This is a genomic window from Natronobiforma cellulositropha, from assembly GCF_025629245.1.
In the GTDB taxonomy this organism is placed as follows: domain Archaea; phylum Halobacteriota; class Halobacteria; order Halobacteriales; family Natrialbaceae; genus Natronobiforma; species Natronobiforma cellulositropha.
Genome location: NZ_JANZXN010000030.1, coordinates 211,651 through 236,635, shown reverse-complemented (window position 1 = coordinate 236,635; position 24,985 = coordinate 211,651). Strand labels below are relative to the sequence as shown.

The 24,985-nt window shown below is 63.6% G+C and carries 23 protein-coding genes; 15 read left to right on the top strand and 8 right to left on the bottom strand.

Annotated features, from left to right (window positions below):
• Nucleotides 1-487: 487 nt before the first annotated feature.
• Both N0B15_RS14035 and N0B15_RS14030 read left to right on the top strand, forming a co-directional pair.
• Nucleotides 488-868 (top strand): SPW repeat domain-containing protein, encoded by a 381-nt coding sequence (locus N0B15_RS14035; RefSeq protein ID WP_263020372.1) that lies wholly within the window; start codon nt 488-490, stop codon nt 866-868.
• Between the two features lie 118 nt (nt 869-986).
• Complete coding sequence (locus N0B15_RS14030; protein ID WP_263020331.1) at nt 987-1,721, top strand: cob(I)yrinic acid a,c-diamide adenosyltransferase; 735 nt, start codon at nt 987-989, stop codon at nt 1,719-1,721.
• Between the two features lie 20 nt (nt 1,722-1,741).
• Here N0B15_RS14030 and N0B15_RS14025 read toward each other — a convergent pair whose 3' ends face one another.
• Nucleotides 1,742-1,978 carry a hypothetical protein gene (locus N0B15_RS14025; protein ID WP_263020330.1) on the bottom strand — a complete coding sequence of 79 codons (237 nt, stop codon included), beginning with the start codon at nt 1,976-1,978 and terminating at the stop codon, nt 1,742-1,744.
• 378 nt (nt 1,979-2,356) lie between these two features.
• Between N0B15_RS14025 and N0B15_RS14020 the strand changes: the two genes are divergently transcribed.
• The 5 genes from N0B15_RS14020 (at nt 2,357) to N0B15_RS14000 (ending at nt 6,834) form a co-directional block, all read left to right on the top strand.
• Nucleotides 2,357-3,100, top strand: coding sequence for an ABC transporter ATP-binding protein (locus N0B15_RS14020; RefSeq protein WP_263020329.1), 744 nt, complete (start codon nt 2,357-2,359; stop codon nt 3,098-3,100).
• The gene (locus N0B15_RS14015) at nt 3,097-4,533 is read left to right on the top strand and encodes a hypothetical protein (RefSeq protein ID WP_263020328.1); all 1,437 of its coding nucleotides are present in this window, start codon (nt 3,097-3,099) and stop codon (nt 4,531-4,533) included. The genes N0B15_RS14020 and N0B15_RS14015 overlap by 4 nt, the downstream gene beginning before the upstream one ends.
• Nucleotides 4,534-4,604: 71 nt before the next feature.
• Entirely contained in the window at nt 4,605-4,796 is a 192-nt protein-coding gene (locus N0B15_RS14010) for a hypothetical protein (RefSeq protein WP_263020327.1), read from the top strand.
• Nucleotides 4,797-4,894: 98 nt separating this feature from the next.
• Complete coding sequence (locus N0B15_RS14005; protein WP_263020326.1) at nt 4,895-6,658, top strand: cobyric acid synthase; 1,764 nt, start codon at nt 4,895-4,897, stop codon at nt 6,656-6,658.
• Nucleotides 6,655-6,834 (top strand): hypothetical protein, encoded by a 180-nt coding sequence (locus N0B15_RS14000; protein WP_263020325.1) that lies wholly within the window; start codon nt 6,655-6,657, stop codon nt 6,832-6,834. The genes N0B15_RS14005 and N0B15_RS14000 overlap by 4 nt, the downstream gene beginning before the upstream one ends.
• Nucleotides 6,835-6,857: 23 nt before the next feature.
• Here N0B15_RS14000 and N0B15_RS13995 read toward each other — a convergent pair whose 3' ends face one another.
• Entirely contained in the window at nt 6,858-7,262 is a 405-nt protein-coding gene (locus tag N0B15_RS13995) for a CopG family transcriptional regulator (protein WP_263020324.1), read from the bottom strand.
• A gap of 255 nt (nt 7,263-7,517) precedes the next feature.
• Between N0B15_RS13995 and N0B15_RS13990 the strand changes: the two genes are divergently transcribed.
• A complete protein-coding gene (locus N0B15_RS13990) occupies nt 7,518-8,231 on the top strand; it encodes a hypothetical protein (RefSeq protein ID WP_317618611.1) in 714 nt (237 codons plus the stop codon).
• Nucleotides 8,232-8,395: 164 nt separating this feature from the next.
• Nucleotides 8,396-8,644 carry an MTH865 family protein gene (locus tag N0B15_RS13985; protein WP_263020323.1) on the top strand — a complete coding sequence of 83 codons (249 nt, stop codon included), beginning with the start codon at nt 8,396-8,398 and terminating at the stop codon, nt 8,642-8,644.
• A 554-nt stretch (nt 8,645-9,198) separates the two neighbouring features.
• Here N0B15_RS13985 and N0B15_RS13980 read toward each other — a convergent pair.
• Complete coding sequence (locus tag N0B15_RS13980) at nt 9,199-10,422, bottom strand: inorganic phosphate transporter (protein ID WP_263020322.1); 1,224 nt, start codon at nt 10,420-10,422, stop codon at nt 9,199-9,201.
• A 253-nt stretch (nt 10,423-10,675) separates the two neighbouring features.
• On the opposite strand from N0B15_RS13980, the gene N0B15_RS13975 reads away from it, so the two are divergent.
• A complete protein-coding gene (locus tag N0B15_RS13975) occupies nt 10,676-11,446 on the top strand; it encodes a peptidase M10A and M12B matrixin and adamalysin (RefSeq protein WP_263020321.1) in 771 nt (256 codons plus the stop codon).
• 273 nt (nt 11,447-11,719) lie between these two features.
• Nucleotides 11,720-12,400 carry a hypothetical protein gene (locus N0B15_RS13970; protein ID WP_263020320.1) on the top strand — a complete coding sequence of 227 codons (681 nt, stop codon included), beginning with the start codon at nt 11,720-11,722 and terminating at the stop codon, nt 12,398-12,400.
• Between the two features lie 335 nt (nt 12,401-12,735).
• Here the strand turns inward: N0B15_RS13970 and N0B15_RS13965 are convergent, their stop codons facing one another.
• The 3 genes from N0B15_RS13965 to N0B15_RS13955 all read right to left on the bottom strand — a co-directional run bounded on the left by N0B15_RS13965 (nt 12,736) and on the right by N0B15_RS13955 (nt 15,975).
• Complete coding sequence (locus N0B15_RS13965) at nt 12,736-13,095, bottom strand: winged helix-turn-helix transcriptional regulator (RefSeq protein WP_263020319.1); 360 nt, start codon at nt 13,093-13,095, stop codon at nt 12,736-12,738.
• A gap of 292 nt (nt 13,096-13,387) precedes the next feature.
• A complete protein-coding gene (gene otsB / locus N0B15_RS13960; RefSeq protein WP_263020318.1) occupies nt 13,388-14,242 on the bottom strand; it encodes a trehalose-phosphatase in 855 nt (284 codons plus the stop codon).
• An 8-nt stretch (nt 14,243-14,250) separates the two neighbouring features.
• Entirely contained in the window at nt 14,251-15,975 is a 1,725-nt protein-coding gene (locus N0B15_RS13955; protein WP_263020317.1) for an alpha,alpha-trehalose-phosphate synthase (UDP-forming), read from the bottom strand.
• A gap of 283 nt (nt 15,976-16,258) precedes the next feature.
• On the opposite strand from N0B15_RS13955, the gene N0B15_RS13950 reads away from it, so the two are divergent.
• Nucleotides 16,259-17,470, top strand: coding sequence for a M24 family metallopeptidase (locus N0B15_RS13950; protein WP_263020316.1), 1,212 nt, complete (start codon nt 16,259-16,261; stop codon nt 17,468-17,470).
• A 275-nt stretch (nt 17,471-17,745) separates the two neighbouring features.
• Here the strand turns inward: N0B15_RS13950 and N0B15_RS13945 are convergent, their stop codons facing one another.
• On the bottom strand, nt 17,746-18,951 hold the full coding sequence (locus tag N0B15_RS13945) for a Cdc6/Cdc18 family protein (RefSeq protein ID WP_263020315.1): 1,206 nt from the start codon (nt 18,949-18,951) through the stop codon (nt 17,746-17,748).
• A 235-nt stretch (nt 18,952-19,186) separates the two neighbouring features.
• On the opposite strand from N0B15_RS13945, the gene N0B15_RS13940 reads away from it, so the two are divergent.
• Complete coding sequence (locus N0B15_RS13940) at nt 19,187-19,450, top strand: hypothetical protein (protein ID WP_263020314.1); 264 nt, start codon at nt 19,187-19,189, stop codon at nt 19,448-19,450.
• Between the two features lie 658 nt (nt 19,451-20,108).
• On the opposite strand, the gene N0B15_RS13935 is transcribed toward N0B15_RS13940, so the two are convergent.
• Nucleotides 20,109-21,341: a DUF7350 domain-containing protein gene (locus tag N0B15_RS13935; protein WP_263020313.1), complete on the bottom strand. Its 1,233-nt coding sequence runs from the start codon at nt 21,339-21,341 to the stop codon at nt 20,109-20,111.
• A gap of 558 nt (nt 21,342-21,899) precedes the next feature.
• Here N0B15_RS13935 and N0B15_RS13930 point away from each other — a divergent pair.
• Both N0B15_RS13930 and N0B15_RS13925 read left to right on the top strand, forming a co-directional pair.
• Nucleotides 21,900-24,164, top strand: a complete 2,265-nt coding sequence (locus N0B15_RS13930) for a bacterio-opsin activator domain-containing protein (RefSeq protein WP_263020312.1) — start codon at nt 21,900-21,902, stop codon at nt 24,162-24,164.
• A gap of 266 nt (nt 24,165-24,430) precedes the next feature.
• A complete protein-coding gene (locus tag N0B15_RS13925; RefSeq protein WP_263020311.1) occupies nt 24,431-24,817 on the top strand; it encodes a hypothetical protein in 387 nt (128 codons plus the stop codon).
• The last annotated feature ends 168 nt before the right edge of the window (nt 24,818-24,985 follow it).

The following is a 24,985-nucleotide window of genomic DNA, read 5'->3' as shown; positions in this document are numbered from 1 at the left end:
TCTCGTCCAGAGCAGCGTGGCCGAACACCGGCCGAGTAACCGTATCTTACCTATCCAGCACCACGAACGAACCGGCGAGCCATCGGCTCGGCGAACGGCTGTGAGAGCGCGGTAGCTCGAAGAGAGACAGTCTGTCACCCTGTGAGCGGTAACTCGAGACTGCCGTAGAAACACGACCTTTGGTATCGCTCGAGACGGACTCTGAGACGGACGCGAGAGCGGGCGGCCGTGAGAGTGGCCAAAACAATCGTCGCGCTTTTTCCGGACATCGGTGGAAGCACCGCTGGCGATAGACATGAGTGAGTCACCACCAGACGACCCAAACGCAGGCGCATCACGAACGGAACCAGAGCCGGAGATCGGTGCGGACACGGACAGTACCGATACGCACGGGACGGACGCGCACGGGACAGAGACCCAGAGTGGAGGCGGTGCAGGCGACCCGGAGACGCGGCGTGGACAGGGAGAACCGTCGGGCCAGAAGTGGCTGAGCGGGATCGTCTCCCTGATCGGGCTGTGGGTCGCTATCTCGCCGTTCGTCTACGAAGTGATGGAGTCGATGCTGTGGAACAACGTGCTGGTCGGGGCGGCGATCTTCCTGCTCGCGGGCTACAACTACTACCGGATCGTCAGCAGCCACCCGACGAGCACCGGTGTCATGTCGCTCGTGGCGCTGCTCGGTCTGTGGATCCTGGTCGCGCCGTTCGCGCTCGAGGGAACCGTCGCGATGGAGGGTCTCGACGTGGCGAGTGACGGGCTCGTCTGGAGCAACGTCGTCTCCGGCGTGTTGACGGCGATCTTCGCGGCGTACATCGCCTACGCGGCCGGCAGCGAGATGCGAGCGGGGACAGCCGCCGGGACGAGGTGAGCAGTCACACGGATCGGAAGCACCGACACACGCGCCTCGAGTCGGTATTCATTTTTCGACGGCGAGTGCTCGAGCGGAGAGCGTGGGCTGAAGTGTGTGGCGCACGAGCGAGGAAGCGATGACCGACCCAGCGGAGACACCGACGGAAGGAACGGCCACCGACAGCGAGACGGCGAGCGAGCGGGCAGCCATCCTCGAGAACACGCCCGGAAAGGGACGGACACCCGAAGCAGCGCCGATCGAACCCGCAGCACCCGAAGAGTTCGGTCTCGTCCAGGTGTGGTGGGGCGATGGCAAAGGGAAGACGACGGCGACGATGGGGATGGGGCTGCGAGCGGCCGGCCACGGCTACCGCGTTCACATGCTCCAGTTTATGAAAGGCGGTGCCTCGAGCGTCGAGGCCGTCCGCGGGGAGTACAACGCCATCGCCGCACTCCCGGGGTTCAGTTACGAGAACCTGGGTCACTACGGCTGGCACGGCATGGCCGACGGCAGCGACGAGAACGAGCACAGGGCGAAAGCCGAAGCGGGTCTCGAACGGACGTTCGACCTGCTCGAGCGGGCCACGGCGGCGGATCTCACGGCACCGATCGATCTCGACGCACCGCCGGAGACGGGCGTCCACATGCTGATTCTCGACGAGATACTCTACGCAGCAGATAGCGGATTGCTCGACCACGACGACGTGCTCGCGGTGGTCGACGCGAAACCGGACGACCTCGAACTCGTCCTCTCGGGGAGCCACACGCGACCGGCGTACCTCGAGGAGCGGGCGGACCTCGTCACCAGCGTCGCGAAGGAGAAACACCCGATCGACGCTGGCCAGCGCGCACGTCGGGGAACTGAGTTCTGACGCCGGAGACCGGTGAGACGTTATCGGTGCTCGAGGCGGCTCGCCTTCCACTCGTCGATCGGTCGGTTCCGGTCGGAGTCGTAGACGACGGTACCGTCGCTCGCGACGATCTGATCACAGATCGTCTCCCCGGATCCGGTCTCGCTCACCGCGTCGACGGCAGCCTCGACCGAGGAGACCCACTCCACTTCTCGATTCGTCTCGTACAGTTTCACGACCCTGATGCCACCTTCCTCGAGAAGTGTTGGTTCGACCATCACCGTTAGTTACGATGGGGTACGATAAAAATTGTTCCAAATAATATCATATAGTTCGTCGCTGAACGTATGGAAGCGGACGAGTGTGACGGGAGACTGTATAGCAACATAGAGTGTACGCCGGTGGCTGTGAGACGCCGCTGACTGGCCGGGCCAGCGAGGACGGGTGTACCACCGACATACACTGTATGATGCGATATCATCTGTCCGGGGGTGTGCGGTCCCGTGGCTGCCAGATCCGCCCCCACCGGTCGGATCGGCTCTACACACGATACTCGCCAGAGAGCCGAGAACCAGTGGATACAGACGAGGACATCGCCGAATCGGACCGTCTGCCAGCACAGTTATTACCAATCCACGAGAACGTCGCCTCGTTCGATGGCCACTATCGAGGCGGACGGACTCGCGAAGTCGTACGGTTCCGTCGACGCGCTGGCGGAGATGAGTCTCAGCGTGTCTCGAGGGGAACTGTTCGGCTTTCTCGGGCCAAACGGCGCAGGAAAGACGACGACGATTCGGATTCTTACGGGCCAGGTGAGTCCCGACCGCGGCGAGGCGAGAGTCCTCGGAACCGACCCGACGGCGACACCGCTCGAGACCCGTCGACGGATCGGTATCGTCCCCGAACAACAGCGGCCACCGAGTTTCCTCACCCCCCGGGAGTTCATCGCGTTCGTCGGCGAGGTCCGCAGCCTCGAGCCCGAGGCGGTCGCCGAGCGGACCGAAGTGTGGGCCGACCGCCTCGGCTTCCGGAGTAAACTCGATACGCTCCACGCCGAACTCTCGCGCGGGCAACAACAGAAGGTGATGATCACCCAGGCGTTCGTCCACGAACCCGAGGTCGTCTTCATCGACGAACCGGTGGCGAACCTCGATCCGCTCGTCCAGGAACAGGTCAAACGCCTGCTCGTCGCCTACGCCGCCGCCGGCAACACCGTCTTCGTCTCGACGCACAACATCGACGTCGCCGAAGATATCTGTACGCGCGTCGGGATCGTCGCCGACGGGAGCCTCATCGCCGAGTGCGACCTCGAAACGATGGACGAACCGCTACTCGAGACCTTCCTGCGACACGTCGACGGCGCGAGCCCACGAGACGTACCGAACCCGACTACGAGATGACGGGCACGTCGACGCGAGCCCTGGTTCGAATCCTGTTCCTCGAGGAGTGGCGACTCCACACCGAACTGTTCGGCGGCCGTCGGTTCGTGGCGTTTCCGGCCGTCATCGCGGCCCTCGTCGCCGTCTGCGGGATCGGTCTCGTCCGAACCGGAACCGACCCCGACGCGGTCGTCTTCGGGGTGTCTACCCTCGTCTTCGCGTTCGGTCTATACAGCGGCACTGCGGGGTTCGTCGGCGACGACATGCTCGAGAACGCCCTCGGTGAGGTTTCGTTACTCCTCGGGAGTTCGGCGATGTTACCGCTCTCGGAGCGGCGGCTACTCACCGTCTTTCTGGTGAAAGATGCACTCTACTACTGCCTGCTGTTCGTCCTGCCGATCGCTGCGGGCGTCTCGGTGCTCGCCGGTGGGCCGCTCGAGTGGGCGAGCGCGCTCGGCTACCACTGGCTACTGTTGTCGCTGCTGTTCGTCGCGGGAATGGCGCTGACGGTGGCCGCGATCACGGCCCGAACGCGCGGAGTCTCTGGTCGCACCCTCGCCGGCGTCGTCGTTCTCGGGGTCGGCACCCTCTGGGTCGGCGGCTTCCTCGGCGACCTCTCGGGGCTGGTGGCCGCAGCGACCGGTTCGGTGGGGGGTTCGCTGGTGCTGGCGCTCGCGAGTTGCGGGCTAGCGGCGCTCTCACTCCGGTGGTACGACCCGACCGACAGCAGGCCGACGACGACCGCGGCCGATCGGTTCACGGGTCTCAATCGTCGACTGTCCACGGTCGGTCCGGAGTCGGGGCTCGTCACGAAGACGCTGCTCGAACTGGGTCGCAGCAGCGGCGGCTACTGGAAGCCGGTCGTCTCGGCGAGCATCCTCTTCGCACTCGTCACGTTTCTGGTGGGCGTCGTCCGCGACGTCACCGGCGTCGAACCCGCGCCAGGGATCTTCTTCGGTGGCGTCCTCGGGCTGAGCGCGTTCACCACGTACAACTGGGTGACGCAGTTCGACAGCGTCGAGGAGTACCTCACCTACCCCATCGACGTGGCGACCCTCTTCCGGGCGAAGGCGGTTGCCTTCGTCGTCGTCAACACCCCGGCTGTCGCCGTCCCCTACGCCGGTGCCGTCCTCTGGTTCGGCGCGAGTGGACTCGACGCGGCCGTCGGCGCGGTCGTCCTCGCCGGCTACTCGCTGTACTACTACGGGCTGACGGTCTACCTCGCGGGATTCGACCCCAACGAGTTCCTCTTCGACGGCGTCCGGTTCAGCCTGTTCACCGCCGGGGTCGCCCTCGTGCTCGTCCCGACACTGGTGAGCGGCTTCGTCGCCGTCTCGCCCAGCCCGACCCTCGCACTCGCGCTCTGTCTCTCGAGCGTACTCGTCGGCGGGGTCGGCGTGGCGCTCCTCTCGCGGGCGGGGACGCGCTGGCGTGAGATCTATCACCAGGGCTGAGAGCAGCCGCACATCAACGCCGCTCAGTCGCAAGGGACCGAGCGACGGACGGCGAGGACGATAGGCCGGGTATGCGAGTCGTGTACAAACCGGGCAACGCCTACGAAGAGATCGACTGTTTCGACTTCCGGGAGTTCGAACACGGAATCGTCCTGCGCAACGAAGAGGGGTACAACATCGGTTACGTCCCCCACGAGATCCTGAGCCACATCGAACCGCACCCCGAAGAGCAGGTGACGTTCGAGAGCGACGACGAATCCTGACCGGCCGAGACCGACAGGTGAAAGCCGCTCGAGTCACCTCGTAGAGGCGAATGACTGGGCGCGAGCAACGGACAGCCCCGAGCGACCGGACGGGCGATGTGAACGAACGAACGGCCGACTCGAGTGCGCGAACGATTCTCGTCGCGGGAACAGCGAGTCACGTCGGAAAGTCGACGGTCGCCGCGGGTCTCTGTCGGGCGCTCGCAGACCGTGGCGTCGCCGTCGCCCCGTTCAAAGCCCAGAACATGAGCAACAACGCCCGCGTGGTCGTCCGTCCGGAGGCGACGGCCGGTCGCGGAGGTGAGAGCGAGGACGAGAGCGGAGACCACGAAGAGGGCGAGGGAGTAGGCGACGAGTGGGGCGAGATCGGTGTCTCTCAGTTCGTCCAGGCGCGCGCAGCGCGAGTCACCCCGACGACGGACACGAACCCCGTGCTGCTCAAGCCCCACGGCGACGGCGAGAGTCAACTGATCGTCCACGGGCGGGCCGTCGGTACGTTCTCGGCCGGGTCGTACTACGAAGAACACTGGGAACGTGCTCGTGCGGCCGCGCGGGAATCACACGCCCGACTCGAGCGTGGGACCGACGTCGTCGTCGCGGAGGGAGCGGGATCGATCGCCGAGATCAACCTCCACGAGCGGGACCTCGCGAACGTCGAGACGGCGCGGTTCGCCGACGCCGAGATTCTGCTCCTCGTCGACATCGAGCGCGGCGGCGCGTTCGCGAGCCTCTACGGCACCCTCGAGTTGCTCCCGGCGGACGTTCGCGACCGGGTCGTCGGTGCGCTGATCACGAAGTTCAGAGGCGACCCGTCGCTGCTCGAGCCCGGCATCGAGGCGATCGAAGCGCGAACCGGCGTCCCGATCCTGGGTGTCCTCCCGTACGACGATCCCGGACTGCCGGCGGAGGACAGCGTCTCACTCCCCGGCCCTGGAACGCGCGCGACCACCGGAGCGGACGACGGCGTCCCGGCGTCCCAGTCGGTGACGGTTGCGGTGCTCAGACTCCCCCGAATCTCGAACGCGACCGATCTCGAGGTGCTCGCCGAAGAACCGGGGATCAGACTCGAGTACGTACCCGTGCCCGAGGCGGCTACGTGGGTCGGTAGCGAGGACGAGAACCGGGGATCCGGTGGTGAAACGAACGGCGAGAGCGGGAACCGGGCAGCGAGTGGCGAAGCGAGGGCGACGACGGATGAGGGAAGTGACGAAGCGAAGGCAGCGCTCGAGCGCGCGGACGCGCTGGTCATCCCGGGAACGAAGAACACGGTCGACGACTGTCGGGCACTCAGGCGGTCGGGTCTCTGGGAGGGCGTTCGCACCTTCGATGGACCGATCGTCGGCCTCTGTGGCGGCTACCAGCTACTCGGTGAACGGCTCACGAACGCGCCACTCGAGGGAACGGGCGAGACACCGGATACGGTGTCCGGACTGGGTCTCCTCCCCGTCGAGACGCGGTTCGAGGCGACGAAACACGTCGCACAGACGACGGTGACGGTCGAAGGGGCGGGCATCATCGCCGGTGCGAGCGGGCAGGCATCGGGCTACGAGATTCACACCGGCCGGACGAGCGCGCTCGAGGGAGAACCGATCGCGCGGCCACTCGGTGTCGGAAGCGCCGCCCGCGGGAACGTGCTCGGAACCTACCTCCACGGCGTCTTCGACAACGAGAACGTCCGCGAGGCGTTTCTCGAGACGGTGTTCGCTCGAGCGGGTGTCGAACGGTCCCGCCGGCGCACTGTTCGCGACGAGGGCGACGGCAACGGCAGCCGTGCGAGCGTGTCAGGCTACGACCGCGCCGCGGCACTGCTCGAGCGACACGCAGCCCTCGGGACCCTCGGCGGCGTGTTCGAGAACTGGTGAGCGAGAGAGACGGGAACGGGGAGAGTGGAACGAGAAGCGAGAGAGCAGTGGGGAACGGAGAGAGAGAGAGAGAGAGAGAGAGAGAGAGAGAGAGAGAGTGGAACGAGAAGCGAGAGAGCAGTGGGGAACGGAGAGAGAGAGAGAGAGAGAGAGCAGTGGGGAACGGGGAGAGGTGATGAACGCAGCGGTCTGGGAACGTTCACATCGGGCGGGAGTTCGGAGCGTCACGGTAGGAGCCGAGTAGTTCCTCTAAGATGATACACTCCTGGTCGGTGGGGTCGTAGTGGGTGTCGATGAAGCGCTCTGCAGCCTCGTAGTTGCCACGGAGACCGTGTTTTCGGATCGTGATCACCGCGTCGAGGAAGAACGTTCCGCCGTCGGTGCCGAGCGCGAGGTTTCGGTGTGCCTGTTCGTCGATCGAGAGCTCGGAGAGAATCTCGTCGTAGTTGAACGTCTCCGGCTCGTGGTCCGAGTCGATGAGCGTCAGGACGTACTCGGCGGAGAACCGGTAGAACTCCGATTTGCTCTCGAACATACCGTCCTCGACGAGCGAGTCGATCTGCTCGACGACGTTGTCGGGGTATCTGACGGTATCTTTGGCCATGGCACACACAACGTTGCTCGGGACTAATCACTGTTGTGATCGTTAATTCGGTTCGCTCACGGGGAAAATCGAGACACGGAACGACGGTCGTGACCCCGACGGCTGCCACCGGGCAGTGACGGTGGCGTGGATCTGGAGGGGGACTCGAGCGGGCGGTCACCACGAGGACCTCGAGACTCGAGGTTCGTATCGAGGCTCGATACGGGACGAACGTTGAAGACGATCTGAGCGGATCTAGTCGACATCGAGTACGGTATGAGTATGTCTCTCTTCGCCGCCCTGTCGCTCCTCTCGTCGACCGCGCCGGTTCCGTCGTTCGCACTGCTCTTCGACGCGTTTCCGTGGTGGATCGCCGCACCGCTGTTACAACTCGGATTGCTCGTTGCGGGGATGGCTCTCGACGAGACGTACGTCAACAGAACCACGGTACTGGCCGGGGCGTTCGCGCTCGCCGTTCACGCGATGGTCGCCGGCGGAACGGGCTTCATGGTAGGAATCTACCTCGACGTCGGTCTCGTGATCGGCGCGTACGGACTCTACGCCTACGTCGTCGACGCCTACGTCGATAACTGGTTCCGAGTGGTGGCGTACTTCGTCTACTCGCCGCTGGCGGTCTTCCTCGTGATCCTCCTCCCGGACATCGCCATGCCCGTCGCGCTCGTAGTCGCCGGATACGCCAACCTGCAGTTGATGGCGTACTTCGCGCCGAACGAACCCTACTACTTCGGGCCGGAGACGCCCGAGGCGTTCGAGGCGGCCGTTGCAGCGGCCGGGACGGAAGCGACCGACGGTCCCGAGACGGATGGGTCACAGCCGACGGAGGCAGCCGCGAGTGCGCCGGAGCAGACGGCGTACGCGAACGATGCCGACGCGGCGGCACCGAGCGGGACGCACCCCGCCGCCGAACCGGTCGGTGGCGGCGACTCGAGCGAACGGGGTATCCTCCCCGAGTTCATGCGGCGACTCTGACCCGAGTCGGCCGAGCGGTCAGGGAGTCTCGAGACGATGCTGGCGACGTGTGCCCGGACGACGGACCGTCGATGTGGGTCTCGTGAGACAGCGCCGAGAGGCGTCGTGGACATCCAATGCAGATTATCAACGGGTTTATTATTTATCCAGCCGAAATCGACTGTATGGCAGACGAAGCCGAACTCAGAGCGCAGTTCACCGAGGCGTTCGAAGGCGCCGACTACCCCATCTCGAGTCCGATGGATCTCGTGCCAGCGCTGCCCAACGGGCCGGGAACGAGGTTCGAATCGGAGGAGTTCGAGATGACGGCGATGGAGTTGAACACCAAACTCTCCGGTGACTTCCCCTACGAGAACGTCGACGAGTTCGTCGACGACGTCATCGAGGCACTCGAGGAGAAAGGCCACCTCTGACGGCGTGCTCGTGTGGGTGGCCAGGACGCTCTCCTCGAACCGGGGAGTCCGGACGCCCAGGCGGTCGAACATGTGTAGACAGTGCAAACGGTGTAAAAGCAGCGACGAACCGCCAATATACCGAAATGTTTTGGCAATAGTATTGTACAGGTCGGTGTGAAAGTAGCAGTCGCTGGTGGTTCGAGGAGTTTCCTCGAGCGTGTTCGTAGCTCCGTGGCGAGGGGGTGGTAGGTGGTGTCTCGAATGGAGACCCCTCGCTTTCAGAGCCTGCCTCCAACGACGAAGGCAGGTCCGGCTAGGGACTACAGGATGATAATCTTATTCGATAGCATAATATACGGGCAGTCTCAGCCGCCGTCACGTCGATCGTGACGCGGTGGAAAGACGAACCCGCTGCAGTCGATGGATCTTCACCGGAAACGTGGTGTGTCGGGGCGTGGAAGAGCGGATCGGACGGTTCGACGAGGGAGCGGGAGTGCCCCCGCAACGCGGTCGGTGCGTCCCATCGGACGCGCTCTCCGGTGTGTAAGAGGCTGGTACGGAAACCGACCCACTTAGAATCCGAAGACGGGGACGAATCGGAAGGTGAGATAGGCACCGATCGTCGCGAGAACGGGAACGAAGTTCTGGATGGCGATCACGCGTGCGGTCGTCGACGGGTCGAACAGGTCGGACGAACGGGGGATGTCACTCGTCCGTTCTTCACCGATGGCAGGCGCGGGTTCTCCCTCCTGCTCGGCGGTCAGCGCACCCACGGAGACGCTCGTCTTCTTCTCACCGCGGACGGCGTCGGAGACCGTGGCGGTCCGGGTCGCACGACCCCAGCCGAGACCGACGATGCTCATCGTCGCCACGATCACGAGCTGGACCGGAATGCCGATCGCCGAGAGGAGGGTGACGATCGTCGCCGAGACGGTCATCACGACGACCGCCGCGGTCAGCGGGAGGTTGGTGATGTCGTTGCCCATCGTCTCGAGCGTTCGCCGGGCGATGGTGAACGCCCCGATGGTGACGGCGAGACCGGCGATGATGACGCCCCACTGCATCTCACCGATCGTCACGACGAGCGTCGCGACCGAGAGTTCGCGTTCGAAGTCGAGCGCCCCGCTACCGACCAGCGGGGCGACGGCGTTGGCGACGTTCGACGCACCCGAACTGAACGCCATGTAACAGCCGATGGCGACGACGATCAGCGACCCCGTGATCTCGCGGCGGTCGGTCCCCTCTGCAGCGCGAACCCGGGGAATCGCGGACGTGCGGTCGACGACCCAGAGGTGGGTCTCGCGTCGGGAGATAGCGACCCACTCGTTGATCGTCGGGTAGAAGTACCGGCCGATGACGCCGCTGACCCAGAAGGCGACGACGGGGGCGACGATCCACCAGATGACGATCCGGCCCATCGTCGCCCAGTCGAGCGTCCCCGTCGCGATGCCGAGACCAGCGATCGATCCCACCGCGGTCATCGACGTCGAGGCGGGGACGCCGAAGAGGTTCCCCGCGAACAGTGCGAGACCGATGAAAAACAGCACCGCGATGCCGGTCTCGAGGGTGAGAATCGTCTCCGGCACGAGGTCGTTTCCGAGGGTGTCGACGACGGCGGGTCCGACGATCCACCCGCCGAGAAAGAAGAATACGGACATCAACGCCGCCGCCCCCAGTTTCGAGAGGACGTGAGCACCGACCGCCGGGCCGAACGAGACACCGGTCGTCGCCCCACCGATGTTGTACCCTACGAAGGCGGCAACCAGGATACCGAGGACCAGTAAAATTTCGAGCACTACCGGAACAACGAAGGTGCGAGATTTAAACGATACGTCTTTCTGCGGAAGATACGACGAGCGAGACCCCCTGACGCGGCTTCAGACGTGCACCATGTGCGGAGGCGTACTCGTCGCAGGTCCGACTCGAGTCGAGACGTCTCCACCGACGCGACAGCGCCGCTGGCGTGACGAATCGGAATCGGAGAGAGTCACATATACCGTGAACATGTGAACGTCGGGAGATTCCCCGACTGGCTCTCGAGTTCCTCGCGTGAAACGGCGAGCGTTCGTTGGGGCGGTCGGGTCGCTCGCCTCGCTCGGCGTCATCGGCTACACGACGCGGCCACCGGTCGGTTCGATCGACGTCCGCGTCTGGTTCTCGGAAGCCGCGTCGGCGTACGACCGACTCGAGGCGAGAATCCGCGAGTACCTCGGGTTCGCACTCGAGTTCGGACACTGGCGAGCGAGGATCACCTTCGGCGGGTCGGTCCCCGTCTCGACCGAAGACGGTGCTCGAGTGACGATCCACGGCGAGTGGCCCGCGATGGTCGGTGCGGGTGCGCTGGGACGGGGACCGGTCGATCCCGTCGCGGACGTGAACCTGCTGGTCACCGACGGGCAGATGCGAACCGCGCCGACGGGGTACGGACTCCCCCACGTCGCGTCGGTCGGCGGGGCGCGGTTCGTCGACCGACTCGAGCCGCTCGTCGGAGATCCTGGCATCGTCGAGAACCGCACACCGGCACGCGTCGTACAGATTCTCATCCACGAAGTCGGGCACGCACTCGGTCTCGACCACGAGCACGGGGTGGCGTTCCGGAAGGGGTCCGCCGTCGTGGCGACGCCGATGCTCAGCGCTTACGCCTGGGACCCGTCGTACGATCTCGATCGCTCCGCGTGCGGAACGGCCTATCCCGACACCGACGGTCTCGAGCGGAAGCTCACGTTCTCGTACTCCGCGTGTGCACAGCGCCAGCTCGAGAGGTACCAGGGAGGGGTTACGAGGTGGAGGAGTAACTCGAGAGTAGGTGTGGAGGAGTAACTCGAGAGGAGTGGATAGGCGACCGACTCGACGACAGGTACGTATATAGTATATCTGTCCGAACAACGGTCGGATGTGTACGTGTGATCCATCACTGACGGAAGCGAGTACCACCTCGAAGACGCGAGCGAACGCTCGATACCCAGCAGAGGGACAGCGATGAGTCTGGCGAACGTGAGAAGGGAGTTCACACGTGAGCGCTTGAAAATCGGGCTGTTCGGACTCTTCGGGGTCGCGTTTCTCGCTTTGGCCCTTCCCGCATTTGCCGAGCCGATGACGTTCTGGACGGGCATCTTCCTCGGCGAGTACTACTACGCCAGCCACGAACTCCACCACTTCGTCCTCGGAAGCTTCCTGGGGCTGCTCGTCCTCGGCGTCGTCGTGCAGGCAGTCCGACCCAGCGAGCGCGTTGGCGCACTCCACAGCGCGATCATCATGTGGGTCGCGTTCGTAACCGTCTTCACGCTCGCCGGGACGTTCTCGCCGGTGTTCGTCCTCCTGCTCGGTCTGCTGGTTGGGATGGCCATCGTCCACCCGGCAGCCAGCGACCAGCTTCCCTCCCTCGAGAGCGTCGACAAGCGCCTCGCCGTCGTGGCAGGGGTGACGGCGGTCGGCGCGATCACGTTCGCTGGCGTGGAACTCAACGCACAGTTGACGCTCAACGACGGCCACGTTCAGTTCGACCACTACCTGTTCATGGCAGCGATGGGGCTGAGCGTCGCTGGTCTCGCACTGTACGGGAGCGCTCGCGGAATCGGGTGGCGCTACCCGGTGTACGCGGCGGCGTCCTTACTGATCGTCTTCGGTCTCGCCTCGATCGCCTACCCCGGCGGCGAACAGGGCTCGAGTCTCGGCGTCGCCGGAGGGGCACTCGTCGCCCTCTGGGCGCTCTCGTTCGTCGCGCTCGCAGAAGGAGGCGAGACGCTCCTCGAGCGAGTGCGCACCAGGGGGTAGTCGACACTCGAGGAGGAGACTGGGGGACGACCGGAGGTCTCTGGCGGAACGACGGTGAGCAGTATCACCAGTGGACACAGCGGCGAGCAGCGCCACGGCTCTCGGGTATGTGAGAGAGTGGTGATACGAACGCCGTGTTCGTAAGCGGCCCTACCAGTAGCGATAGTGACGGTCTGAAGCCCGTCGTCCCGTGGACGACCGTCGGTGGGACGACGCCGTAGCTCTCGTGTCCCCCTCCCTACCCCGCCACTGTTCGAGTGGGAGTGTGGGAAGTCGACAACCGGGCCGACACGCCGCGCAGACGCATCGGATCGGGCGCGAGCGGTGGGTGACGATTACTCGTCGTCGTCGTCTTCGGGCTGTTCTTCACCGCGGACGAAACTCGCCTGTGCTTCGGGCGACTGGCCGAGCGCGCTGGCGTTCGGCCCTTCGATGAGCGCCTCGAAGTCGTCGACTTCGTCGTACTGATCCTGGTAGATCATCGCGGCTTTGCCGAGGGACGTGATCTCGTACAGGCCCGACCGCTCGGCGGGACCGATCTTGTCGACCAGACCGTAGTCCTCGAGCACCGGCAGGCGGGTGTTGATGTTCTTTCGGCTCTTGCCCGTGTGGGCGGCGAGGTTCGTTGCGACGTTTCGACCCGTGTCCTCGAGCGCTTCGAGGATGAGGAAGTCAGTTGGTTGTCTGAGTTTCACTGCTTTTCACACTCGTACTATACCTATATTTCCGATGGTAACTAATACTTTCGGCTCTGAAGCGGTAATTCGTCACTCGCATGTCGATCGGAAATTTTAAGTGGTGATAGTGCGACGATCCATCTGGGTGTAGACGAGAGCGCTACGAGAGATACCGTTTCCAACGCACTACACACATCCCCCATCAAAGTCGTTGCCAGGCGACGTCTCACATTCCCCCCGCTCCGTCTCACCCTTCATCCCCCTACACCGTTCTTTCGGTGGTCTCGTCGGGGGACTCGAGCGCGTAGACTCACTCGAGTCCCGCCGGTGAGGCAATGGCCACCGTGTCGACCGATTCGTCAGTAGCCGCGGTACTGCGAGCGCGAGCGATCCACGACAGCAGCGACGAGACCTCCGACGGTGAGGTGACTCGACACGAGGCGACCGAGGGCCGATCGGTGCCGACGTGAACACCGATTCCGTCTGGTTCGACGGTCCGGAAGGCGGATTCGTCCGTTACGTCGTCGCCGACGTAGAGGACGAACGGGTCACCTGGACTGCTCTCCTCGAGCAACGCGACCGCATCGCCTTTTCCCCAGGGGACAGCCGGTGAAATCTCGAGAACGCGCTTTCCGCGGGACGTCTCGAGTGCGTCACCGCCGATGCGCTCGACCAGTTCGTGTACGATGCGGTGGACGCGGGTTCGCGTCCGGGTGCGCTGTGAACGGACGTGCACCGTCCCCGTCAGTTGCTTGTTCTCGACGCGACACTGCGGGAAGCGCTCGAGGGCGTCCTCGAGCGCCTCACAAGTCTCTTCGACGGTGCTCGCACGCTTTTTCGCGATCGGATGAACCGAGTGCGACCCCTCACGGTACAGTTCGAGACCGTGGTTACCGGCACAGGTGACCGGGACCGGGACGCGCGAACGGACGTCAGAGAGCGCACGGCCGGAAACGACCGCGGTCGTGACCGCCGGTGTCGAAGCGAGCGCCTCGAGTGCGCGGCGGTTCGACTGCGTGATACGGGCACGGTCGGGGTCGTCGACGATCGGTGCGAGGGTTCCGTCGAAGTCGAGACAGACGAGTGTCTCACTCGCCTGGTCGATCGTCTCTCGAAGGCTGGGCAGCGGCCTCTCGAACGAGTGCGTCGGTTCCAGTAGTGACATGGCGGTGATCAGCAGGAAGGAGAGTTGCTCGAGTCTGCGTCTGTGGCCGGCTCGTTGGCGTCGTCGCTCAGATGGTTTCGGCCGTCGGTCACGGCGGTCTCCGAGTCGGGGTGTTCGTGGTCGTGGAGGCGGGAGATCACTTCGAACTGGCGGGTCATCCACCACTCGAGGTCGCGCGCGAACGTGTGTTCGCGCAGGCGAGTCATACGGCGGTGTCGCTCGAGGGGTGACGCCGAGAGTGCCTCGTCTATCGCGTCGGCGAGCGCATCGACGTTGGTCGGATCGACCGTGTACGCCGCATCGTCGAACGACGAGGCAACGCCTGCCCGGTCGCTCAAGACGAGCGTTCCCTCACCGTCGACGCTCGAGGCGACGTACTCCTGGGCGACGAGGTTCATCCCGTCGAGGAGCGAACTCACGACCAGCAGGTCTGCGTAGCGATAGAGCGCACAGAGATCCTCACGCGAGATGACGTCCTCGGTGTAGACGATGGGCTGCCAGGTTTCGGTTCCGAACCGGTCGTTGATGCGGCCGACCGCTTCGCGGACGCGCTCACCGTGAACCGCGTACGCCGGGATGTCCGTTCGACTGGGCGTCGCCTTCTGAACGAACGTGAACGCCTCGCGTCTGGATGGGTACCGTTCGAACAACCGCTCGATGGCGTCGAGACGCGCAGGGATACCTTTGGAGTAGTCGAGACGGTCGACGCCGAGACCGACGGTGACGTCGTCTGGAATCCCGTAGCGCGAGCGGATCGATTCCCAGCGCGAGCCGTCGAGCGCCCTGCTCTGGCGGTCGTACGTCTCTGCGTCGACACCCATCGGGGTCGCGCCGACCCGTGTCTCGGTGCCGTCGTAGCGAACCGTCCCGGAAGCGTACTCGACCGACGCGTCGGGAAGGTGCGAGTCGACGGTGGCCAGAAATGCGTCGCAGTACTCCTCGATGTGGAACCCGAGGAAGTCGTTGCCGAGCAGTCCCTCGAGCAGGGTCGTCTCGAGTGGACTCGATCCGAAGACGGACGGACGCGGCCAGGGGATGTGCCAGAACTGTGCGATCGTCACCGACTCGGGGACGGACTCGCGGATCAGCCGGGGTGCGAGACCGAGGTGGTAGTCCTGGAGCCAGACTACCGCGTCCTCGCTCGCGTGGTCGACGACCGCGTCGGCGAACTCCCGGTTGACCCGGCGATACCAGGTCCAGTCGTCGGGACGGTGGTCGACGTACTCGAGCAGTTCGTGACACGTTGGCCAGAGGACGCGGTTGCTGTAGCCGTAGTAGTAGCCGTCGACGGCCGCGTCTGAGAGCCAGACCCGGCGCAAGGTGTACGATTCGTCTCCGGGCGGGACGCGCACGCACCCGTCCTCGTCGGCGACGGCGCGGTCAGCCTCGCCGTCGCCCCAGGCGATCCAGGTGCCACCGGAACGAGAGAGTACGGGGTCGAGACCCGCCGTGAGACCACCAGTCGGACACTCGACCGTGATTTCAGACCGGGCTGGCTGTGTATCGCGGTTGCGGCCGACGTCGACGAATCCACCGTCGGTGGCGGTGCCATCTGAATCAGAGACCGCTTCGTCTGATGGACGACGGCCGGCAGGCGGTGCGGAGACGTACTCGTGTCGGTACGGTTGTCGGTTGGACGCGACGATGAGCTCCCCGGGAACTGAGAGCTCCGTCCTCGATGTACGTCCGCGTAAGTCAGTCGTCGGCGACGCTCGCTCCTCGTTGGGACGCATTCGTACCATCCCGACACCGTCCCGACGGGTTGGTTACCGGCCTGCATCCGCATGGCACTCTTATACCATCCACTATCAGGGGTCGCTCAGACGGACGACAGTACGCTCCGGCTACAGCGCGAGTACAGTGACCGACGAGGGACGGAGACGGGCGGCCAGTCGCCTCGAGCAGGCCACCTCGAGACCCGTGGGAGGATCGAGCATCGACTGGACGGCCCCCGACGGCGACAGCCGGTCGACGGTGAGCGGTAGTCCTTTCCTATTTCCCGTCGATGAGCGCGCTATGAGTGCGCCTTTCGCCGACCGAGTCCGCGCGTGTAAACGGCACCTCGAGCGACGCGACGCCGACGCAGTCGTCCTGTTTCCGAGCCCTAACACGACGTATCTGACGGGGTTCGACGAGACGCCCTCCGAGCGAGTGCTGTTCGGGCTGGTTTCGCGCACAGCTGACCCCACCATCGTTGCGCCGGAGTTGTACGCCGGAGCGCTCGAGGAGTCCTGGGTCGACGACGTACGGCTCTGGGGAGACGCGACAGATCCGTGGGAGCTCGTCGATACGGCACTCACCGACCACGGGGTGAGACGACAGGAGCCACCGGCGGAGCGCTCACGGCCAGCGCCGGGAGGCGAAGCGGGCGACCGAGCACGCCGACGCGAGGCGACGCTCCTCGTCGACGACACCATGTGGGCTGCGTTCACCGAACCGCTCCGTGCGCTCCGTCCGAATGCGACGGTCGAACTCGCGAGCAGCGTCGTCGGAGCGCTCAGAGCCAGAAAAGACGCCTCCGAGTGCGAGGCGCTGCGCCGAGCGGGAGCGATCGCAGACCGGATCGCCGTCGAGGTCCGCGAGCGCGGATCGACGGTCGTCGGGACGAGCGAACGAGACCTGGCTCGAGAGATCGACCGACTCCTCGAGGAGGCGGGAGGAACGGCACCGGCGTTCGAAACGATCGTCGCGAGCGGCCCAAACGGTGCCCGTCCACACCACCGGCCGGGAGACCGGCGGATCGAAGCGGGAGAGCCAGTCGTCCTCGACTTCGGTGCGTTCGTCCCGGCGACGTACGACGTCGGCGTCGGATACTACCCAGGAGACCAGACCCGAACGATCGTGTTCGACGGTGAGCCATCGGCGAAGGCCAGACGGGTTCACGAGGTGGTACGCCGGGCGCAGCAGGCTGCCGTGGACATCGTCGAGCCGGGCGTCACAGCGGGCGAGGTCGACCACGCCGCCCGGACGGTGATCGACGAGGCGGGCTACGGCGATGCGTTCGTCCACCGGACCGGCCACGGCGTCGGACTCGAAGTGCACGAACCGCCCTACATCGTCGCCGGAAACGACCGTGAACTCGAGGCGGGGATGGTCTTCAGCGTCGAACCGGGAATCTACCTCGAGGGCGAGTTCGGCGTCCGGCTCGAGGACCTCGTACTCGTCACTGACGATGGATGTGAGCGAATAAACGAGTCACCACGTGGGTTGCTGGCCAACGGGTCGTGACATCGGGTGGTGACCACCAGTTCGCGACATCGACAGTTCTGAGCACTCACGACGGATTCGAAGAGAGAGGTTCCTCCCACCCCCACACCGGGTTTCCGGTGAATTTCTGGAAGTGGAAATAAATACGCAAACGGTCGAGGTGGAGTGTGAAAAGCCGAGAGGGGGGGTGTGAGAACAGAGGACACGGCGATTGGACGTGAAGGAGCGTCGACGGTCGGAGGAGACAGCTGTGTGGCCGCGAGAGAACTACGCGGCGAGTTTCGGTTCCGTACGAGTTACGGTTCGACTGTCTCGACGAGCACTTTGCGGACGACGTCGGGGTCCTCGAGTAACTGGTGTTCGGTGTAGCTACCTTCGGCGCTGCCGCCGCTCTGGCGCGACTGTTCGATGATGTCGAGGAAGGCATGTTCTTTGAGGAGGTCGCGAACGCGCCGGAGGGAGAGCGTGTCAGACCCCTCCTGACGACAGATCTCCTCGTAGACGTCGTAGATCTTCGTCGTTCGAAAGCCGTCCTCGTCGGCCGTGTTGAGCGAGAGGACCGCGAGCGCCTGGAGGACGTACCGGGAGTGAGGTGTCGAGCCGCGGATGAGTTCACGAAACCGGTCGGTTTCGGCGCGTTCGCGCGCCTGGACGACGAACTCCTCGCGAACGGTCTGGCTGCCGGTCGACTGGGCGATCTCGCCAGCGTAACGGAGAATGTCGATCGCCTTCCGAGCGTCCCCGTGCTCTCGAGCGGCGAGGGCGGCCGCGCGTGGAATCACGGAGGGCATGAGGACGGAATCTTTGAAGGCGTCGCTACGGGCGTCCATGATGTCACGAAGCTGGTTCGCATCGTACGGCGGAAAGACGAACTCGCGTTCACAGAGGCTCGATTTGACCCGCTCGTCCATCCGGTCTTTGTACTTGATCTTGTTGCTGATCCCAATGACGCCGATCTTACACTGTGTGAGCTTTCCCGCTTCACCCGCGCGCGAGAGTTGCATCAGGATGTCGTCGTCGTCGAGTTTGTCGACCTCGTCGAGGATGATCAAGACGACGTCGTACAGCGAGTCGAGCACCTTCCAGAGTCGTTTGTAGTACGTCGACGTACTGAGACCCTTATCAGGGATTTTGATGTTCGTCCGCTCGGGATCGTTCAGCGAGTCCGCAATCGTCTGCACCGCCTGGGTTTCAGTGTTGTCCTGTGCACAATCGACGTAGGCGAACTCCGCCGTGACGCCTTCCTCTTTTGCGACGCGGACGAGTCGCGCCGAGATGTGTTTCGCACAGAGGGACTTACCCGTGCCCGTCTTCCCGTAGATCAGCAGGTTACTCGGACTCTGCCCGAAGATCGCCGGGTTGACTGCGTTCGCGAGATTCGAAATCTCGTCGTCACGGCCGACGATCCGGCCTTCCTCGGGCAAGTGGTTGATCTCGAGGAGTTCTTTGTTCTCGAAGATTGGGTCCTCTCGAGTGAAGAGGTCGTCCCCGGTGCTCGGCATACGGTATAGACACCACGTTTCCGGTGAATAGGTCTTACTGTTTCGGAGGGGAGTTCGTGTCAAAAAATATAGCTAGCACACACACACGAGGTTTCCGGTGAAATGGGGTGAGGGGGTGGGTGGGGTGCAGTTGAAACGGGGGTTTTCGTTCACCGGAAACGTGGTGTGGGTGAGTGTAGCACCGGCCGATACGGTCCAGACACGGACGTGAGGCTCCGATATACAGGGGATGAGTGTGAGAAGTCAGGAAAAAGATGGATCAGAACGGAAAGGAGGGGAGAGGGGGGGGGACAAGAGCGGGAGGGAGCAGAAGGGAGAGGGGGACAAGAGCGGGAGGGAGCAGAAGGGAGAGGGGGACAAGAGCGGGAGGGAGCAGAAGGGAGAGGGGGACAAGAGCGGGGAGGAGCGGGGAGGAGCGGGGAGGAGTAGGAACAAGAGGAAAAGAGTGGGATGGAGTGGAACAAGAGCTGAAAAAGTGAGGGATCAAAGAGAAGACTAGGATACTCGAGGACAGCGACTTCACTCGAGATCGATAGTTTCCGATGAAAACGTCGGTAGCCGACGTAGACGTCTTTCTCTGTATGCCGACCGTATCAATGGACTATTCGCAGTTAGACTATTTATATTTTACGAAAACCCTGACTCTAACTCCCATCTCCCCATCACTTTATCGCGTCAAGACCGTCATTTTATTGCCAGGAGATCAGCAAAATCCGTCGCAGTCCACTCCACTCTCGTGCCATTTCACCGGAAACACGGTGTGTGTCTCAGCTTCCCTCCCTCTGTATGATGCGGTTCACCGCATCCGCGACGGATACTCGACTCTGAACGACCGATCTGAGACGTTATCGCTCGCCGGCAGCCGGCTTTTCGCCAGAAAGATAGCCACTCTTTCACCGGAAACACGGTGTCCTTCTCACTTTCAGTATGATTTTCTGGAGCTCTGTGATGATTCTCTGGAGTTCTCTGATCAGTGATTGTCCCCTCCAACCTGTGACCTCTTTCCCATTTCACCGGAAATCTGGTGTGTGTGTCTTCGCCCGTCTCTCCGCACTCTCTTTCACTGGAAACCCGGTGTCCCCGGACCGGTGGGTCCGGTTACCTCCTCACGTCACCTGTTTCCCAGACTCTACTACCATCACTCTCGACCCTCCCGTTCACACACCGATTTCGATCTCGTCGAACTCGAAAAACGCTGTTTCGTACCCGTCGTGCCGAGCGATTTGGGGCGGTGCCTCTATCGAGATCGTCAGCCGGTCTCCGGACTCGAGCCGTTCGAGCGTGACTCCGTAGTGGTGTCCAAATTCGTGGTCGAGCGTCTCGACCGCCGTCGTTTCTGTACCATCTCCACCACGTTCGAGTCTCACAGTCAGGGACGTCAACGGGAGGATGACGTCGTTGTACGGCGTTCGTGTGAACACTGCGAGATACGTCTCGTCACCGCTCGAGACGAACCGCTCGAGATCCGTCTCGAGCACGGTAACGTACGCGTCAGCGCTACGGGCCGAGCCGAGTATCGTTCCCTGGAGATCGTCGACCGCCGCCCCTCGAGAGGCTGGTGGGTGTCCGAGTGAACCTCCTCGATGGCTTCCCTGGCCCTGATGGTCCCCCTGGTCATTGTGCCCATCGTGGCTGCCGTGGTCACTGTGACCGTGGTCGTAGCCATCGTCACCGTTGTCGTGGCCATCGTGACTGTCGTGACTGTCGTGACCGTCGTGGCTGCCGTGATGATCACCGTGGTCCATCAGTTCTAGCGCATCACGCGTTCCTCGTCGGTCGTGGTCGATCAGTTCGAACTCGAGTTCGTGAATGTCTGACCGCTGGTATTCGAAGTCGATCTCGAGCGTGCTCGCGCTCTCGAACCGTCCCTCGAGTTCGCCGGTCGGGCGTGCATCGAGTGGTCCAACACGAATCCGTGCGGTGTACGCTCCTTCGCCGGGGAGCGAGACGTTTTCCCCGTAGTGAAATCCCATTCGCTGTGAGAGCATCGCCCAGAGCGTCGCCGAGGTCACCAGCTCCCCGTCTCGCAGTAGTTCGAGGCTCATGTCCACCGGAAGGACGGTGTCCGTCACCGGGTCCCAGACGGTACACATCAGGTGGAGTGTATCTTCTGGCTCGACGACGACACGGTTCGTTTCGGTTCCAGCGACGGTCCAGAACCGGTGGGGAAACGTATAGGAGAGCGAGACGGCGTACTCGCCGTCGGTGGCAGTACCGTACGTACCCATCTCCTCAGTCGACGCGGGAAGGTAGACTGCACTCGGTCGGTCCTCGACCAGCGGCGGGTCCCTCCAGGCAGACTCCTCCTCGAACCCAAGGCGCTCGAGACAGCCTGTGAGCGAAACTCCTCCCACGATGCAGGTTCCGCTGAGGAATCGTCGACGGTTCATTGGATGGGGCTAGGGAGGTGGACGAAAAACCACTTCCGGTTACACCGTCCTTCCGGTGAAATACGACGATAGAAGGTCTCTCCCGCCCACAAACGTGTTCCCCACACCAACTTTCCGGTGAAAATCTACCAACGGCCACACGCTCGTCACCGGCTAGTCCCCACGATCGGCCGCACATCCGTACTGGATAGTCCCCACGATCGGTGCGGTCACTTCCAACTCTCTCACTGCCAAGCGATTCACACCGAGTTTCCGGTGAAAATCGCTCGAGTGAACCGACACCATCGGTACCGACGCCTTCGCTCTGGTTCGACACACCGGTGATCTCAACCGCTTCGTATCAGCGGTTAACTGCGTATTACTACCGGTAGTAACATACTTCTGAGTGATACGGTGACGGTGTTTATACACCGGTACCCGGAACCTCTCGGACAACCGTGTCTACTCACCGTCCCGATAGCCACTTCACAGTGAGTAGCATCCACTGCTCTCTCACAGCGACCGTGTCGATTGCGCTGTCTCTCGTCAGCCTGTTGGCATCGTCACCGCGGTGGATCGATGAGTGACGGATCCGCGCTCGCTACCGACACGCGGACTCGAGTGCTCGTCGTCGGTGACTCTGCCAGGCTGGCCGAGACGACGTCGGCGATCACGTCCGCCGTCGTCACGCCGGGCGCGGTCGCTGCCGTCTTGGCGACCGACGCGCTCGAGTCACTTCGTCACTCGAGTGCCGACTGTATCGTCTGTGACGTCCGTCCACAGACGGGACCGATCCGCGTGCTGGACGCGATCAGGGAGGTCGACGGCCACGTGCCGATCGTTGCACTGGTCGACCGGGCGGACGTCGAGACAGCGCTCTCGAGCGGTGCTTCGGACGTGTTCTTCGCGGACGATCCGCCGGCGCTCGCGTGTGCTCGGGTCGCGAACGCACTCGAGCGTGCCCACTCCCGTCACACGCCTGCAGAGCCGTTCTACCGGACGGTGCTCGAACACGCCGGTTCACTCGTCTTCGTGTTCGACGCGGACGGTGGATTTCGGTACGTGAGCCCGGCCATCGAGTCGATCACCGGCCACACACCCGACGAGGTCGAACGGGTGGGGCCATCTCGACTCGTCCACCCGGCGGACACAGCAGCCCTGTTCGAAACTATCGGCGACCTCCGAGACGCTTCGCTCGGCGAGACGCGCTGGGTGACGTGTCGCATCGCTCGGACGGACGGTACCTGGCAGACGGCCGTGATACGGATGGCCAATCGGCTCACAGACCCGGCTGTCACAGGGATCGTCGCCACCGTGTTCGGTCTCTCACCGCGGGACTCTGCTGGAGGCGGGCGCTCACTCGAGCGGACTGTCTACCCGTTTTCACCGTCCGAGTCCGCCGGCCTGGCGTCGACGCTCCGGAGTCGAGACCGGACGCTCTCACAGGTCCAGTCGGCGCTCGATGCTCGTTCGAACCTGAGTGCTATCGCACAGCGTGTCGTGTGTGAGGCACTCGAGGCTGACACGCGGTCGGCGCTCGAGCAGCGGGTGTGTGCAGCGCTGCTCGATCTCGAGTGGGTCGACTTCGTCTGGATCGGTCGGGAGTACGAACGTCGAATCGTTCCGCACGCGTGCGCGCCCGAAGAAAAAACTAATAACAATCATTCAACCAACCACCACCATTCGGGTCCCACCCACGCCGATTCGATCGGACGGTCGATCGATTCGAACGGCAGTCCACACGACAGCGGTCCTCGCTCGTATCTCGACCGTGTCGACCTCACGGTCGGCGACGGTGGTGTCCCTCCCGATACGGACGACCGCAGTGCCCCTCCCGATACGGACGACCACAGTGCCCCTCCCGATACGGACGACCGCGGTGAACTCGCCAGCCACGACGACCGCGGAGAACCAGCTTGTCGTGCAGTCGCCACCGACGAGGTAACCGTCGTCGACAGAATCGCCCTCGAGACCGGCCAGCCGTGGGCTACATCGGCACTGGATGCCGGCTTTCACTCGGCGCTGTCGGTCCCGCTATCGAACCGGACCTCACGTCACGGTGTGCTGTCCGTGTACGCCACTCAGCCGGCAGCGTTCGATACGTTCGCTCGTTCGACGTTCTCACACGTCGGTACCGTACTCGCGTTCGCCATCGACGCGCTGGAGACGAAACGGGCGCTCCTGACGACCGACGTCGTCAACCTCGAGTTCGAGCTTCGCGGCGGTGAGGACCTCCTCTCGAGGCTCGCCCGCGGTCTCGACTGTCGCGTCTCGCTCGAGTCGTACGTTCCCCGCACGGACGGCTACCTGGCGTTGTTCGTACGTACGTCGAACGGTTCCGAAGAGACCGTCCTCGAGTACGCACGCCGGCTCGACGGCGTCTCATCGGTTCGGCCGGTCGCCGAGCGGGACGACGGTTCGCTGTTCGAACTCGTCGCTACCTCGTCGCTCGTTTCGCTGCTGGCCGATGCTCAGGCCGTCTTGCGGTCGGCGACTGCGGATGGATCGCGTACGCGCGTTCTCGTCGACCTCCCGCAGGGGAGTGACGTGCGCTTACTCGTCGACACGCTCGAGGCGTCGTTCGACGAGGTATCGCTCCTGGCCCGTCGTGAGGGGGACCGGACCAGGGTCTCACACCGTGACTTCCGTTCGGCGCTCGCCGAGCGTCTCACCGAGAAACAACGGCTCGTCCTCGAGACGGCGTACGTCAACGGCTACTTCGAGTGGCCAAGAGAGCGGACGGGCGAGGAGATCGCTGACTCGCTCGGCATCGCTCAACCGACGTTCAACCGCCACTTCCGGACCGCAGAGCGGAAGCTGTTCACACTGCTCTTCGAGGAGTAACTGGCCGGTTCGTGTGCCGTAGCGTCTCGTGGCTGGCCGGTGCGTCTCGTGGCGTACTGGAGCGTAGTCGTCTCGACCTCGAGCCCGGGAGTAGTAGTCACCTCCGGTCGGACCGGGGACACTCCTCCGGTCGGACCGGGGACACTCCACTCGGACCTGGTACACGTTCCTGTAGTCGAATCCAGAACGACTCGTCACGTGTTGTGTCAATATATCTATCAAGTTAACCAAAAAATTTATAATTAACTTGCAGAATACTCTGTGACATGGACGAAACGAACAGCCTGCTCGAGGAGCTCGGTCGGAGCGCAGAGGAGATCGAAGCGGCGGCGGAGAACCCTGCGGTCCAGTACCAACTGAAGGTATTGCAGGCGACGAAGGAGGCTCGCGAAGCGGGCATCCCGTACGTCGCACTCGAGTACCAGCTGATGGAGATTCTTCACGGACTCTACGGACTCGCCATCGAAGCCGGTGAACTCGGTGAGGACGACCTGCTCGGAGAGCTCGACGAGCAGACGCTCCACTTACTCGACGTCATCGGCTCGTCACGGCGCGGTCTCCACCAGGGGCTGGACGAGGAGACGGTTCGCGAGAACCTCGAGACCGCACTCGAGTCGTTCGACGACGACGAGGTCCTCGAACCGTTCTACTGACCGGCGCACCACTCGCTAGCTAAATTGATACGATATTCCTGCTGTCCGTGCTACTGACGAGTCCCTACCGCTCGCGTCCGCGTCTCGTGCCGTCCGTGCCCCCGAGACTGCCATCACTACGTGCCACTCCGGTCTCGAGACTGCCATCACTACGTGCCACTCCGGTCT